Origin of the sequence: Nitrosospira multiformis (genome assembly GCF_900111585.1) — a bacterium.
Taxonomy (GTDB): domain Bacteria; phylum Pseudomonadota; class Gammaproteobacteria; order Burkholderiales; family Nitrosomonadaceae; genus Nitrosospira; species Nitrosospira multiformis_B.
On sequence record NZ_FOHI01000002.1, the window covers coordinates 435554 to 449975 of the forward strand.

Genomic DNA, 14422 nt, shown 5'->3' on the forward strand with positions numbered 1-14422 from the left:
CGGTTGCCGGTATCAGAGTGCCAGCCGGGAAATATCTGCAATCCGGTTCATTGTCTTCTGCATTTGCGCAAGCAGGGCAAGCCGGTTGTGGCGCAGCGCAGTATCCTCCGTATTCACCATCACTGTATCGAAAAACCGGTCTACCGGAACTTTCAGTGCGGCCAGCGCCTGCAGCGAAGCGGTATAGTCGCCGGCAGCAAAGGCTGCATCGGCTTCCGGCATTATACGGTTTAATGCCTCGTGCAGCGCCTGTTCTGCGGGCGCCTGCAACAGGACGGTGTCGATTTCCCCACCTTCATCGACTTCCGCTTTTCTGAGAATGTTGCCCACCCGCTTGTTGGTGGCCGCAAGACTTTCGGCTTCCGGCAGGGCGGCGAAAGCACGCACCGCGATCAGACGTTTTTTGACATCATTCAGCAACTGGGGGCGCAGGGCGAGTACCGCGTCGATCTGCTGTGGGGAGAAAGCCAGCCGGCCCTCGTTACCGGGTTCGCCAAAGTTCGTTGCCTGTCCCTCGATGGATTCGGCACTGAAATAGTGCTTCAGCCGTTCGTAAATGAAATCACTTAAAGTTTCAGTTGCGGTTTCGGCTGTGGTTTCAGTTGAGCCTTTGATCTTTTGTCCAAAAATGTCCGCAGTCTGCTCAAGCAGGGTGTTCAGCGCCAGCGGCGCTTCCTTTTCGATCAATATGCGGATAACGCCCAGCGCATGGCGGCGCAAGGCGAAGGGGTCTTTGTCTCCAGTGGGTATCTGGCCAATGCCGAACAAGCCGACAAGCGTTTCGAGTTTGTCGGCGAGTGCGACACACACGCCCACCGGATTGCGCGGTAACTCATCGCCCGCAAAGCGCGGTTTGTAATGGTCTTCGATCGCGTCGGCGACCTCCTCGGCCACGCCGTCATGCTTTGCATAATAGCGTCCCATGATGCCCTGCAACTCCGGGAACTCGCCGACCATGTCAGTGAGCAGGTCCGCTTTGGCAAGCATGGCTGCTTCGCCCGCCCTGGCTGCGAGTTCATTGCCGCCGAGCTGTAAGCCGATGGTTTGTGCAATGGCCCAGATCCTTTCCACTCGTTCTGCCTGCGTGCCCAGCTTGTTGTGGTATACCACCCTCTGCAGGCCTTCCACCCGCGAGGCCAGCGTCTTCCTGCGATCCTGGTCGAAAAAGAATTTCGCGTCTGCCAAGCGCGAGCGCAGCACACGTTCGTTCCCGGCAATCACTGTGCGCCCATCCACCGGGCGGATATTGGATACGATCAGAAACCTGTGCGAGAGTTGGCCGCCCGCATCGAGCAGAGGGAAGTACTTCTGATTGGCCTGCATCGTCAGGATCAGGCACTCCTGTGGCACATCCAGGAATCCCGTTTCAAATTCACCCATCAGCACCCTGGGGCGTTCCACCAGCGCGGCAACTTCATCCAGCAGGCCGTCATACCGGGTCAATCCGAGGTCTTCCTCGCCGGCCGCGGCCAGCAACTGGCGCTCGACCTCGGCGCGACGATGGGAGAAGCTCGCAATTACCGCGCCTTCTTCTTGTAACTGATGCTCGTAACTGTCGGCATCTTTCACGGTCAGCGGACTCACCATCGCTTCGAAACGGTGCCCTTGCGTTTGACGTCCCGCTGTCAGGCCCAGTATGGATACATCCACGACTTCTTTCCCATGCAGGGCAACGAGCGCATGCGCCGGACGGACGAAATTGACGGTATTCCAGCCGTCCGCGAGTTGATACGTCATCATTCTGGCAATGGGCAATTTCTCCAGTGTCTCGTCCAGCACTGCCTGCAGGCCTTCCGCTAGCGTCGCTCCCTTCGCTACGCTGTCCAGAAACAGGGTTTCTGTTTTTCCATCATGGGCGCGCTTGAGCTGGGAGAGAAAGGGGGAAGGATCAGTATCGCCGCAAAGACTGCGCAGCTTCTTGAGCAGGGCAGCGGTGGGCTGGCCATTTTCATCCAGACCCACTGCTACCGGCATCAGTTTTTTCAGGGAGGATGTGTCCGGGGCTTGTGCTGCTATGCATGTGAGATGTACGGCAAGGCGCCGGGGAGAGGCAAAAGGGGTGGCGGTCGCATCTTCCCGCGCCAAACCCTGTCTTTTCAGGCCCGCGGCTATTCCCTGCGCGAAACTGTCACCCAGTTTCTTCAGCGACTTGGGGGGCAGTTCCTCTACCAGCAGTTCAACCAGAAGATTTCGGGTTGCCGAACCTTGTGTTGCATCAGTCAAGCGGCTTTCTCCAGCAATTCCCGCGCCCATTCCACCGGCGCCAGGGGAAAGCCCAGACGCTTGCGGCTTTCGTAATAGGCGTGTGCCACGCTGCGTGCGAGTTCCCGGGTGCGCCCGATATAGGCGGCGCGCTCCGTGACTGAGATCGCGCCGCGCGCATCGAGAAGATTGAAAGTGTGTGCAGCCTTCAGCACTTGCTCATAAGCCGGCAGAGAGAGTCCCTGTTCCACCAGATGGCGGGCTTGTGCCTCATGGCTTGCAAAGGCTTTGAACAGGAAATCCAGGTCGCTGTGCTCGAAATTGTAGGAGGATTGCTCGACCTCGTTCTGATGATAGACATCGCGATAGGAAAGCCCCTTTGTCCACGTGAGGTCGAAAACGTTGTCCACGCCTTGCAGGTACATTGCCAGCCGCTCCAGGCCATAGGTGATTTCACCTGTAATGGGCTTGCAGTTCATACCGCCCACCTGCTGGAAATAGGTGAACTGTGTCACCTCCATGCCGTTCAGCCACACTTCCCATCCCAATCCCCAGGCGCCGAGAGTGGGGTTTTCCCAGTCATCCTCGACGAAACGTATATCGTTCTGGCGGAGATCGAAACCGAGTTCTTCGAGCGAGCCGAGGTACAGTTCAAGGATGTTGGCAGGGGCGGGTTTCAGTACCGTCTGAAACTGGTAGTAGTGTTGCAACCTGTTGGGATTCTCGCCATAACGCCCGTCTTTCGGACGACGGGTGGGCTGCACATACGCTGCTTTCCACGGCTCGGGACCGAGCGCGCGCAGGAATGTGGCAGTGTGGGATGTTCCCGCGCCAACTTCCATATCGTACGGTTGAAGCAGCGCGCAGCCCTGCCTGGCCCAGTAGTGTTGCAGGGAGAGAATGATTTCCTGAAATGTGCGCATGTAAGATTCTGAACCGGACCGTAATTGACAAAAAGGCGCAAAAGCAAGGGACAGCAAGAGACGCCGTAAAACTGCGTGAGAACGCGATTTTACCGTTTTTTGCGGGTTTCGCGAAAAGCGGATAACACGGCAAGTCCCAGCAATATTCCGCAAAGCCCGAGAATCAGGCTGTTGCCGAATCGCACGTAGGGCGTGGCGCCGGCAAACCCCTGCGCTGTGCCATGCAGGGCGGTGGTGGTGAATATTTCCGCCTCCTGCAACACTCTCCCGCGCTCGTCGATGATTGCCGTGACTCCTGTATTGGTTGCCCGCACCATATAGCGTCCTGTTTCAAGGGCCCGCATCTGGGATATCTGCAAGTGCTGTCGGGGCCCGATGGAGCGGCCAAACCAGGCATCGTTGCTGACGTTGGCGAGCAGGGTGGCTTGCGGCAGCTGCTGGATGATCTCTTCGCCAAACACGTCTTCATAGCAGATATTCACTGCGACCCGCTGCCCCGCGATATTCATGGGCTGCTGCCCGAGTGCGCCCCGTGAAAAATCGGATAACGGAATTTTCAGGACGTTGATGATCCACCCGAACACCGGCTTCAATGGAATGAATTCGCCAAACGGCACAAGGTGATACTTGCGATAGCTCTGTTCAGGGGAAGTGCCGAAGCTGAACATGGAATTATAGTATTCGCTCCGGCCACCCGGTGCTTCCACCAGGCCAACCAGAATGTCGCCATTATTCCGCCTTGCATGGGCGGCTAGCTGGGCAAGATAGATGGGCGATACTTCGTTACGGTAGAGCGGGATCGAAATTTCGGGCGTGATGATCAGGCGGCTGTCGCTTTGCAGTACAAGCCGGGCGTAGTTTTCCATGGAACTGATGAGCTGGTCCTCACGCCACTTCATATCCTGTGGAATGTTCCCCTGCAGCAGGCTTACGGTCACCGGTTCGCCTTCCGGTTCAGTCCAGTGAATCTGCTGGAGGCCCCAACCGGCAAGCCAGAGCGTCAGCAGGGGTAAGAAATAGAGGGGCTTGCGAAATTCCTTCTGAACGAGCAAACACAGCAGCGCAGCACTCAGCACCACCAGCAGCGAAATGCCGTATACACCAATAATGGGTGCGAAACCGGTCAAGGGACTGAGCGGGGCCTGGGAGTAACCCAGGGTCAGCCATGGAAAGCCTGTAAACAATACGCTGCGCAGCCAGTCGGACAAGGCCCACAGCGCCCCCGCAGTTAGCGCCCATACGATAGGGGCGGCGATATCCAGTTTTCTCAGGGTCCAGCCTGCCATTGCCGGAAACAGCGCGAGGTAGCCGCACAGAAAAATGAGCACAAGCACGGCAACCGGCATCGGCATCGCGCCGAAATCATGCAGGGAAATATAGAGCCAGGTGACACCCGCACTGAACATCCCCATGCCGAACGAGAAGCCGAGCAATCCGGCTGCGCGAGGTCGCGCACTGTTGCGCCAGAAATGGCATAACAGCGCGAGGGTCGCAAGCGGGATCGGAAAAAGATAAAACGGCGCAAAACCGGGAACGGTAAGTGCGCCGAGCAGAAAACAGACCAGTAATTCCGAATGGATTATTTTATTCAATGTGCTTCAATGATTCGCGCTTGCGCGATAGTGCGTCCCTCTGCGCTATCTCTTCTTTGGAATCGAACGACAGAAAACCATTTTCAAATCAACTCCCCCGGATCTCGATCTTCGTAACCCGTTTGCTTGAGAAGATACCATACAGGCTTTATACGAAGAGGAGTCCTGATAATCAGCAACGGAGCATGCCGTGCTCACATATACCGGTGAGCGAGTGTTTATCCCGCAAAAAGACGCCAAATCACGTGCCTTCAGAAACCTCGTCTTCCAGTATCTGGCGGGGCAGCAATAACCGGAAGGTTGAACCGACCCCTACCACGGACTCCACTTCCAGTTTGGCGCCCAAAAGCCGGGTCGCTTCTGAAGCGATGGACAAACCCAGCCCGACGCCCGGTTTGCCGTAGGTATCGGCGCGCTGGAAAGCATCGAACAGGTGGGTCAGGTTTTCCGGCGCAATGCCCGGGCCCTGATCGCTCACGCTGAGGATCCAGGCACTATCTTCCCTGCTGGCGTTATGACGGGCTGTAACTTCTATCCGGCCACCCGAACTGTATTTTACAGCGTTCCCCAGCAGATTCTGCAATATAGGTACCAGCAGCGCTTCTTCACTGATCACTTTCGCGCCTTCCGGTACATCGATGCTTAACTCTATTCCCTTCAATTGCGCTTCCGGTGTGATCTGCCTGACTGCTTCAGATAACAGTGAATTCAAATCCACCGCTTCCATCGCCAAGTGAAAGTACCCTTTTCGCAGTTGCTCGGATTGCAGCAAGCGATCCATTCCAGCAGTGGTCTTGAGTATGATGCTCCTGACCGACTCCAGGTCCGCGACGTTGTCGGCAAGCTCGGGAATTTTTGCGAGCTTCATTGCAAGTATCTGGATATATAGCGTGATTTGGCTGAGGTGATTGCGAAGATCATGAGAAAGAAAAGAGAGATACTTGGACTGGATTTCCGTCGCAGACTTGAGCTGCCGCTGCAGATTCTCGACGAATATGACCGTTCCGCTTTGCAGCGCTGCATCTACTGCCATGTTCAGGGCAACATTGCTTGTCTCGTCCAGTTCGCCATTCAATTCTTCGGAAATCTGTTCGATCATTACGCGCCGCAGAAGCTGGTACTCGACCACCAGTTCGCGTATGTTGTAATTTTCCTGAAAGCGCGACTCGCCATGCAGTCTGCTGCCTTCCACCAGTGCCTGGGTAGTGACGGGATGGCTGGAGGAAAACGCTTCGATCACCTCTTCCAGGATCAGAGGCACGGAGTCGCGTAGATTTCTTAGCGTGAGCGCGTCAGCCGCGGGCAGGGTGCAGGCGACAGACTTCTCCCACTCTCGCAGAATCGCGTCCTTGCGTACACGCAGGGCGGAGGCGAGGTGAGGAAACGCATGATATGCCAGCAGGTCCAGGGTGGGGTCGGCTGTAGACATAAGTTCTGAAAAACCGATAGTTTGGGAGCGCGCTATTTTACTGCCAAATCGGGAGATGAAGTCGGGGAGTGATATCGAGGTTGACCTGGGGCAGGACCTTTGCCTTTTAAAGGGGGCTTACACGTGGCTTTGATATGGGTTGCTGATTTTGTGCTAGACTCATATTCTGAAAGCCACGACGTCAAGAGGGAACCTATGCGAGGATATAGGAATAGGGGTTCCGCGCACAGTCTGCTGACGCTCACGAAGGATGTATTGGGCTGGCTGTTTCGCCATGGGCAACGGGGGGGAGAGAGAGCAGCCCATAGCCGGACGCTGGCACCCATAAAAAAGAGATCCGCCCGGACGATTTCCCGCACAAGGGAGATGCCTAGCAACAAGCAGACATGGGCGCGCAAAAAAAACAGATTACATTGGCTCCTTTATGAGGGACTTGAGATAGTGAGGAACAGCCAGGCTTTTACACTTACAAGAAAAACACTGCGCGGCCTGATACTGTTATCGAGCATTCCGTTGTTTGGAATGGTGGCAGCCTTCGGTATTGCCCCCGATACTGCGGTGGAAGACGTACCGGTCGAACAGGTCGTCCTCGGTCTGGAGATTCCGGAGATTCGCGCTGGCTCGGCGGAGGGCATGACTTTTTGGCGTCATGAACGTATCCAGCAGGGCGATACCATCGGGAGTCTGCTTTCCCGGCTTGAAGTGAATAATCAGGACGTGGCGCGCCTCATTCGGGATACCTCGGATCTGAAGGCCTTGCATCCACTGGCCGCGGGCAGAATGGTGCATGCCGAAACCAGCGCTGCGGGCGAGTTGCTGCTGCTGCGCTACTTTCCAGGCGGCAATGATCAGGTGGTGCTGGAAAAACGCGACGGCAGCTATGTGGTGAGCGACAGGCCGGCATTGCTGGAAACACATATCCAGATGAAATCAGGCGTGATCGAAAGCTCGCTTTTTGCCGCGATCGACCGCGCGGGCATTCCGGACAGCGTGGCTTCCCAGATTGTGGATATCCTGGCTTCCCAAATAGATTTTCACCGCGATCTGCGCAAGGGTGACCGTTTTACGGTGGTGTACGATGCCCTCTACGGCAACGGGGAACCGACGAGAGCCGGCCGGGTGCTGGCGGTGGAGTTCGTCAACCAGGGAGTGCCCTACCGGGGAGTGTATTTCCCGGGGAGCGGCGATGGAGAAGGCGGTTATTACACGCCAGACGGCAAGAACCTGCGCAGGGTATTTCTGCGCTCGCCGCTGGAATTCTCTCGCATCAGTTCCGGTTTTTCGAGCGGCCGCTTCCATCCCGTCCTGAAAAAATGGCGGGCTCATAAGGGCATCGACTACGTGGCGCCCACCGGCACAGGAGTAAAGGCGGTGGCCGATGGCATCGTGGCGGTGGCGGGATGGGAAGGGGGATATGGAAACTTCATCATCCTTGAGCATGAAGGGTCGTATGCCACGGTTTACGGCCACCTGTCGGCTTTCGCCAAAGGGTTGCGCAAGGGTCAGCGTGTCCGCCAAGGATATATCATTGGCCGGGTTGGAGCCACCGGCCTGGCGAGCGGGCCTCATCTGCACTTTGAGTTCCGTGTCGACGGCATTCAACGCGATCCTCTGAAGGAGCCGATGCCGGAAGGAAAACCGATCGCTCCCGCACACCTCGCGGCATTTTACGAATCAACGAAATCATCGATGGCGAGGCTCGATATGCTGCACGGCACCAATCTCGCACTGCTGGATTAACGGCGGGTGGTCCGAACGGATCGACTGGATAAAAATCCCGTCCCCGGGAGAGATTTGAAAGCGGCGTACTATATCGGCATCATGTCGGGCACCAGTCTGGATGGGATCGACGCAGTGCTTGCCGACTTTGAAGCCCCCCGGCCGGTGTTGCTCGACAACTTCTATCTGCCATACCCCGGAAAGCTCCGCGAACAGCTCAAGGAACTCCATTTTCCGGGTCATGACGAGCTGCACCGTGCCGCGATGCTTGGTAATCAGCTTGCCCGTCATTACGCTGAAGCAGTGGCGGGCTTGCTCCGCAAAAGCGGCGTTGCGCCGCACGAAGTCGCTGCCATCGGATGCCACGGGCAAACCATACGTCATTGTCCTCAGGCAGAAGCGGGTTACACCATCCAGTTATGCAATTCTCCGTTGCTGGTAGAGCTCACTGGAATCAGGGTAGTTTCCGATTTCAGGAGTCGCGATATCGCTGCGGGAGGACAGGGCGCCCCCCTGGTGCCGGCATTTCATCAGGCTTTGTTCGCGCATCCTCATGTTCATCGCGTGATCGTCAATATCGGAGGAATCAGCAATCTCACCGATCTGCCGCGGAGTGGAAGCGTGACAGGATTCGATTGCGGCCCGGGCAATGCAATGATGGACGAGTGGTGCGCGCGCCATACCGGGCAAGCGTATGATGAGGACGGAAGGTGGGCGGCAACCGGAAAAACGCTCTCCGTGCTGCTGGAAAAGCTGCTGGCACTGCCATTTTTTTCCCTTCCCCCGCCCAAAAGCGTCAGCAGGGAATTATTCAGTACAACCTGGATGGAAGGCTACCTGAAGGGGGATGAGAGCCCGGCCGATGTCCAGGCCACCCTGCTGGAACTGACCGTCGCCGGAATTGCCCGTTGTATACTCGATTACTGCGGGGATGCGACCGAAATTTATGTGTGTGGCGGGGGCGCGCGGAACAGCCACCTCATCGCCTCCCTTCAGGGGGCATTGTCCGACAGGAAAGTTGGATTGACGGACAGCCTGGGCGTGGACGCCGACTGGCTGGAAGCTTTCGCCTTTGCTTGGCTTGCGCGGCAACTCATCCAGGGCATGCCCGGTAATATTCCCTCGGTTACTGGCGCGAAAGGCTCCCGGCTTCTCGGGGCCATCTATTCTGCCTAGGACCTGTTATATCCCCTTCAGGACTTTCTTTTACCCTGAATGAAGGGACGGAAGTGGAAGCTGGAAGGGAGTGTGAGCTTCCGGTCCAGCTTAACGCAGAGTTTGAACCCCAGAGTTAACCCGCAGCGCGCAGGAGTTAACCCACCAGGATTTCTTAAACGGAGAATGAAGAGCCGCAACCGCAGGTGCTTGCAGCGCCCGGATTCTTGATAATGAACTGGGCACCCTCGGCGTTTTCCTGATAATCGATTTCCGCTCCTGCCAGATACTGGAAACTCATGGCATCCACTAGGAGTTTGACACCATTTTTTTCCATTACCGTGTCATCTTCACTTATCAGTTCATCAAAGGTGAATCCGTACTTGAAGCCGGAGCATCCGCCTCCTGCCACGAATACCCGCAGCTTGAGATCGTTGTTTCCTTCCTCTTCGATCAGCTCTCTGACCTTGTTTGCCGCGTTGTCGGTAAAGATCAATGGCGTTGGGATGTTCGTCATCGAATCAGTCTGACCCGAACCGTCGTTGAAAGGAGCGTTCATAAGCGTTTCCGAATAGGCTGGTGAGAGATTGCAGTGTTATACGTGTTTCAAATCGGTGATCTGGGCCGCCGGCAATAATGTAACGACATTGCTTTCACGTTCCAGGATTTCCGTATGGAGCAGCATGCCCTGAACAGATGCACCGAGATGTATTTCCATGCCCTTATAGTGTACATCGCCACAGACCTTTGCCTTTGGCTGGAGTTCCACATACTCGGTAACCTTTATCGTGCCGACTACCGTGCCATTGATCACAGCATGGGAAACGTGGATGACACCCTCTACGACCGCCTGATCGCTTAAAACCAGAGTGCTCGGCATGTCGCTCAACCCGGTAATGTTTCCCGTAACACGGCCGTCTATTCGTACCCCCCCAGTGAAGATGATATTTCCTTCAATGTGAGTATCAACGCCGATAAGCGAATCGATCTGGTTGTGCGGTCTGCCTATTTTCTCAAACATTTTCCCTCCTTACAAAGACAGATTCACCGTTTGCATGAGCCTAGCCTGCGTTTCGCCCTTCTCGAATACTTTCACCTGCAAGCTGTCGACAATGGCCTCCGGAGCCAGCCAGAAAGTATTTTCCACTCGCCTATAAAATCGGAAGCTGACATCAAATTTCTTCGATGGGTCGTCGCTGGTCTCGCTGGAGGTCAAGGGTTGGACCATTTTTTCCCCATTCTGCTGAAAGTTGACGGCAAATTCCAGGTTTCCGTGAAAATCCTTGCCCCGCACTCCCGACTGAACCAGAAGCAGACTGTACCGGTATTCGCCGGGCAGTTTACCTTTTTCAAGCTTCAGGCCCCCGATGGAAACACGTTGACCGGTCTTGCCGGGAGCAGAACCAAGATTCTGGAAAAAGCCCAGTTCTTCCTTGAGGCGCGTATTCTCGCCCTGAAGGGTTTTGACTTGGCTTGCAATGTCCTGACGGGCGGCCTGATCCATTTGCAACTGCTGATCGAGCCCCGCCATCTTTATGCGCAGTTCGTCATTCTCGTGCTGCAGTCGCGCATTCAACTGCGACAACCGCTCCATCTCCGGTGCCTCGGTTTTTTCTTCACGCGGGGGTTCGATTCTGTCGGGAATACCCGCTTTGCGCCCGGCATCGTACATGCCCCACGAAAGAATCAGCGCAGCCACGAGCAGGATGGCAAAAGCCGACCAGCGGACATGAGCGGGAGTCTGCAATCGGACCGCGGCTGGCGCCGCAGCTATTTTGTGCCTTCTATTACGCGACTTTATCATAAGCGCAGGTCATGCCCTTTGAAGCGGCAGCCAAGCGTATCCGAAACATCGCAAAAGAGCATCAGATCGAAATAATGGAAAGTTTCTCTTGCAGGCGCTGGGTCCTTGATCGCTACCAGGAGAAGTGTCGAGAGAAACCCGCAGCCAACTATGGATATTCTAACGATGAACCTCGATCTTGACAAAGACTAACTCTTATCGAGGAACAGTCGGGCATGCATTTTCTGGAAATTACCTTACATTGCATGGCTGGATCTTCGTGAGGCGCGCATGGACCTGATTTCGACAGCACTGCAGCTCCGCGCGCTTATTTACGATTTTTTACGGAAACAAGGGGGCATGGGTGATGGCAAGGGTTTCCGGCAAGCCGAACATGAGGTTCATATTCTGCACTGCCTGCCCGGCCGCACCCTTGACAAGGTTGTCCGTAATCGAGAGTATGACGGCCGTATCCCCACCCTGGGGGCGGTGGACGGCGATGCGGCAGAGATTCGAACCCCGCACAGAGCGCGTTTCCGGATGGGAGCCTGGCGGAAGTACGTCGACAAATGGTTCATTCATGTAGCGGTTTTCGTATAACGCCTGCAAATCGACTTCTTTAAGAAGTTTTACATAAAGCGTGGCATGGATGCCGCGAATCATCGGGGTGAGATGCGGTACGAATGTCAGACCGATAGGGTGTTTTGCCGCTTGCGACAAGCCCTGTCTGATCTCGGGAAGATGGCGATGTCCGGATACCCCATAGGCCTTGAAATTGTCCGCTGCTTCAGCAAAAAGGGTATGAATTTCCGCGTTGCGTCCTGCGCCTGACACGCCCGATTTCGCGTCTGCGACGAGATGATCCAGATCCACGGCGCCCGATTCCATCAGGGGAAGGAAACCCAGTTGCACGGCCGTGGGATAACAGCCGGGATTGGCTATGAGCCGCGCTGTCTTTATCCTGTCGCGATTGATTTCCGGCAGACCGTAGACCGCCTCCGCAACCAGTTCGGGGCAGGCATGGGGCATTCCATACCATTTTTCCCAGACGGTGATATCCTTGATGCGAAAATCGGCCGCAAGGTCAATTATCCGCACGCCTGCATCGAGCAGGGATGGAACCTGTTTCATGGCAATGCCATTCGGGGTGGCAAAGAATACCACGTCGCATTTTTCGAGGTTTGCCTCTGCGGGATCGGAAAATTTTAACTCTATCCGTCCGCGCAGACTTGGAAACAACTGGGTGACATCCATGCCAGCTTCCTTGCGCGATGTAATTGCCTCGATACTCACCTCTGGGTGTTGAGACAAAATGCGCAGCAACTCTACTCCGGTATATCCGGTTCCACCTACGATGCCAATCTTAAGCATGGTTCTTCGAAATTTTCGTGTGGTTAAAATTTGTTGTCACGGCGCATCTACCTGACATCCGCATGATGTCTGTGGAAGGTTTTACGATTACAGGCGCCAACAAGAAAGAAAAAAGCCGCCTATCCGCCAGAAACAGCGGGCAGGCGGCTTTTTATGACAGATAAAAGCTTATCGTTTGGAGAACTGCTTCCGGCGTCGTGCCTTGCGCAGACCAACCTTTTTGCGCTCCACTTCACGTGCGTCACGCGTAACCAGCCCGGCATTGCTCAATACAGGTTTCAGGGTTGCATCGAAGTCAATCAGCGCCCGGGTAATTCCATGTCTCACCGCCCCTGCCTGCCCGGATTCGCCTCCGCCATGAATATTCACCAAGATGTCGAAGCGATCGAGATTTCCGGTCAATTCCAGCGGCTGGCGCACTATCATCCGCCCCGTTTCCCGGGAAAAAAATTCATCCACGGGTTTGTTGTTGACTGTTATCACGCCGCTACCCGGCTTGATGAACACGCGCGCTACGGCGCTTTTGCGCCGTCCCGTACCGTAACTGTAGGTTCCATTCATGATCAAGCCCTGACTTCAAGTTGCCGCGGCTGTTGTGCGGCGTGTGGGTGTGCTGCACCGGCATATATCTTGAGCTTCTTTAACATTGCATAGCCGAGAGGACCTTTCGGCAGCATGCCTTTTACTGCTTTTTCCAGCGGCCTACCGGGAAAGCGCGCATGCATTTTCGCGAAACTCGTTTCGTATATACCACCGGGGTAACCGCTGTGGCGATAGTACATCTTGCTTTCAGCCTTGTTGCCGGTAACGCGCATCTTGTCCACGTTGATCACGACAATGAAATCACCGGTATCCACATGCGGCGTATAGATAGGCTTATGCTTACCGCGAAGACGATGGGCAATCTCGGCAGCGAGGCGTCCAAGTACCTTGCCGCCCGCATCAATCACGAACCACTCCCGATTCACTTCATGTGGTTTGGCTGAAAAGGTTTTCACAAACCTACCCCTGCTTATTTACTAAAAGCCGCGCATTCTATGTCAGAGATGCATAAATGTCAAACCGGAGTCCGGGGGCAGGGGTTATATTCATCTGCACGAACACTGCTCTCCTCGCTGATTTTCGTTTTGCAAGGCGGCGTATGCCGGCGACTTTTGTTCCCACCAAAATCATTGAGAAAACGGTTATCATAACGCACCTTAAAATTGCAGGCGGAAGATTACAGCGAATATTGAGGCAAAAATTGCAGGAAGAGCCCCTGAACAACAGGTGCTCCCTGCTCGCCTGGCAACGTGTTCGAAGATTCCATAACATCATCTTATTATCTATTTGTCCGAGGAGAAGTTGTATGTCGCAAAAACACCCTGTCATCGCCGTTACCGGATCTTCCGGCGCCGGTACGTCGACGGTCAAGAATAGTTTCGAGCATATTTTCCGGCGCGAGAAACTGACTGCTGCGGTGGTGGAGGGGGATAGCTTCCATCGTTATGATCGCGATGCCATGAAAAAAGCCGTAGCCGAATCCGAAAAGGACGGAGGACGTCCCATCAGTCATTTCGGTCCGGAGGCCAACGAGTTCGAGAAGCTGGAAACGTTGTTCAAGGAATACGGCGAAACCGGCGGCGGGGAGACGCGCCTGTACCTGCACAATGACGAGGAGGCCGCGCCCTATCAACAGAAGGCAGGCACCTTCACGCCTTGGGCGCCGATAAAGCCCGGTTCGGATCTGCTGTTTTATGAGGGGTTGCATGGAGGAGTGCAGAGCGACACGGTGGACGCGGCCAGATATGTCGATTTGCTGGTCGGTGTCGTGCCCATCGTGAATCTGGAGTGGATTCAGAAAATCCACCGTGACATGAATGCGCGTGGTTATTCGGCCGAAGCGGTGACGCACACGATACTCCGCCGCATGCACGATTATGTGCATTACATTACTCCGCAATTTTCCAAAACGCATATCAATTTCCAGCGTGTGCCGACAGTGGACACCTCGAATCCTTTCATCGCACGGGACATCCCCACGCTGGACGAAAGTTTCGTCGTGATCCGGTTTCGTGATCCGAGGAATGTCGACTTCCCGTATCTGCTTGCCATGATTCACAACTCATTCATGTCCCGCCCGAACACCATCGTCGTTCCCGGCGGGAAAATGGGTCTGGCCATAGAGCTCATATTGACGCCGCTTATTCTTGATCTCGTGGTGGCAAGCCGCAAAAAGTAGCCCCAGGCAATAGCGCCCGAGCGTTAT

At 55.3% G+C, this 14422-nt stretch carries 14 protein-coding genes; 4 read left to right on the top strand and 10 right to left on the bottom strand.

All coding sequences use genetic code 11. From position 1 onward, the window contains the following. Window positions 1–12 precede the first annotated feature (12 nt). The 4 genes from glyS to BMW46_RS05015 all read right to left on the bottom strand — a co-directional run bounded on the left by glyS (window position 13) and on the right by BMW46_RS05015 (window position 6146). On the bottom strand, window positions 13–2223 hold the full coding sequence (glyS, locus tag BMW46_RS05000) for a glycine--tRNA ligase subunit beta (protein ID WP_256376955.1): 2211 nt from the start codon (window positions 2221–2223) through the stop codon (window positions 13–15). Then, on the bottom strand, window positions 2220–3125 hold the full coding sequence (glyQ, locus tag BMW46_RS05005; protein WP_074705448.1) for a glycine--tRNA ligase subunit alpha: 906 nt from the start codon (window positions 3123–3125) through the stop codon (window positions 2220–2222). Before glyQ ends, glyS begins: the two co-directional genes overlap by 4 nt. Window positions 3126–3214: 89 nt before the next feature. Continuing rightward, a complete protein-coding gene (lnt, locus tag BMW46_RS05010; protein WP_074705741.1) occupies window positions 3215–4708 on the bottom strand; it encodes an apolipoprotein N-acyltransferase in 1494 nt (497 codons plus the stop codon). A gap of 250 nt (window positions 4709–4958) precedes the next feature. After that, window positions 4959–6146: a sensor histidine kinase gene (locus BMW46_RS05015; protein WP_074705451.1), complete on the bottom strand. Its 1188-nt coding sequence runs from the start codon at window positions 6144–6146 to the stop codon at window positions 4959–4961. Window positions 6147–6341: 195 nt separating this feature from the next. On the opposite strand from BMW46_RS05015, the gene BMW46_RS05020 reads away from it, so the two are divergent. Together BMW46_RS05020 and BMW46_RS05025 are read left to right on the top strand one after the other, a co-directional pair. After that, on the top strand, window positions 6342–7886 hold the full coding sequence (locus BMW46_RS05020) for an OapA family protein (RefSeq protein WP_371113493.1): 1545 nt from the start codon (window positions 6342–6344) through the stop codon (window positions 7884–7886). Window positions 7887–7940: 54 nt separating this feature from the next. Continuing rightward, complete coding sequence (locus BMW46_RS05025; protein WP_074705453.1) at window positions 7941–9041, top strand: anhydro-N-acetylmuramic acid kinase; 1101 nt, start codon at window positions 7941–7943, stop codon at window positions 9039–9041. A gap of 154 nt (window positions 9042–9195) precedes the next feature. Here BMW46_RS05025 and erpA read toward each other — a convergent pair whose 3' ends face one another. From erpA to argC, 4 genes are all read right to left on the bottom strand, one after another. Next, the gene (gene erpA, locus BMW46_RS05030) at window positions 9196–9537 is read right to left on the bottom strand and encodes an iron-sulfur cluster insertion protein ErpA (protein ID WP_217638608.1); all 342 of its coding nucleotides are present in this window, start codon (window positions 9535–9537) and stop codon (window positions 9196–9198) included. 78 nt (window positions 9538–9615) lie between these two features. Continuing rightward, window positions 9616–10041 carry a bactofilin family protein gene (locus tag BMW46_RS05035; RefSeq protein WP_074705459.1) on the bottom strand — a complete coding sequence of 142 codons (426 nt, stop codon included), beginning with the start codon at window positions 10039–10041 and terminating at the stop codon, window positions 9616–9618. A gap of 9 nt (window positions 10042–10050) precedes the next feature. Continuing rightward, window positions 10051–10824: a DUF6776 family protein gene (locus BMW46_RS05040; RefSeq protein ID WP_074705461.1), complete on the bottom strand. Its 774-nt coding sequence runs from the start codon at window positions 10822–10824 to the stop codon at window positions 10051–10053. Between the two features lie 321 nt (window positions 10825–11145). Beyond that, on the bottom strand, window positions 11146–12174 hold the full coding sequence (argC, locus tag BMW46_RS05045; RefSeq protein WP_074705464.1) for an N-acetyl-gamma-glutamyl-phosphate reductase: 1029 nt from the start codon (window positions 12172–12174) through the stop codon (window positions 11146–11148). Window positions 12175–12191: 17 nt separating this feature from the next. Here argC and BMW46_RS15315 point away from each other — a divergent pair, with 17 nt between their 5' ends. Then, window positions 12192–12338, top strand: a complete 147-nt coding sequence (locus BMW46_RS15315; RefSeq protein ID WP_177171034.1) for a hypothetical protein — start codon at window positions 12192–12194, stop codon at window positions 12336–12338. A gap of 4 nt (window positions 12339–12342) precedes the next feature. Here BMW46_RS15315 and rpsI read toward each other — a convergent pair whose 3' ends face one another. Continuing rightward, window positions 12343–12735 (bottom strand): 30S ribosomal protein S9, encoded by a 393-nt coding sequence (rpsI, locus tag BMW46_RS05050; RefSeq protein ID WP_074705467.1) that lies wholly within the window; start codon window positions 12733–12735, stop codon window positions 12343–12345. 2 nt (window positions 12736–12737) lie between these two features. Further along, on the bottom strand, window positions 12738–13172 hold the full coding sequence (gene rplM, locus BMW46_RS05055; RefSeq protein ID WP_074705470.1) for a 50S ribosomal protein L13: 435 nt from the start codon (window positions 13170–13172) through the stop codon (window positions 12738–12740). Between the two features lie 350 nt (window positions 13173–13522). Here rplM and BMW46_RS05060 point away from each other — a divergent pair, with 350 nt between their 5' ends. Continuing rightward, window positions 13523–14395: a phosphoribulokinase gene (locus tag BMW46_RS05060; RefSeq protein WP_074705472.1), complete on the top strand. Its 873-nt coding sequence runs from the start codon at window positions 13523–13525 to the stop codon at window positions 14393–14395. The last annotated feature ends 27 nt before the right edge of the window (window positions 14396–14422 follow it).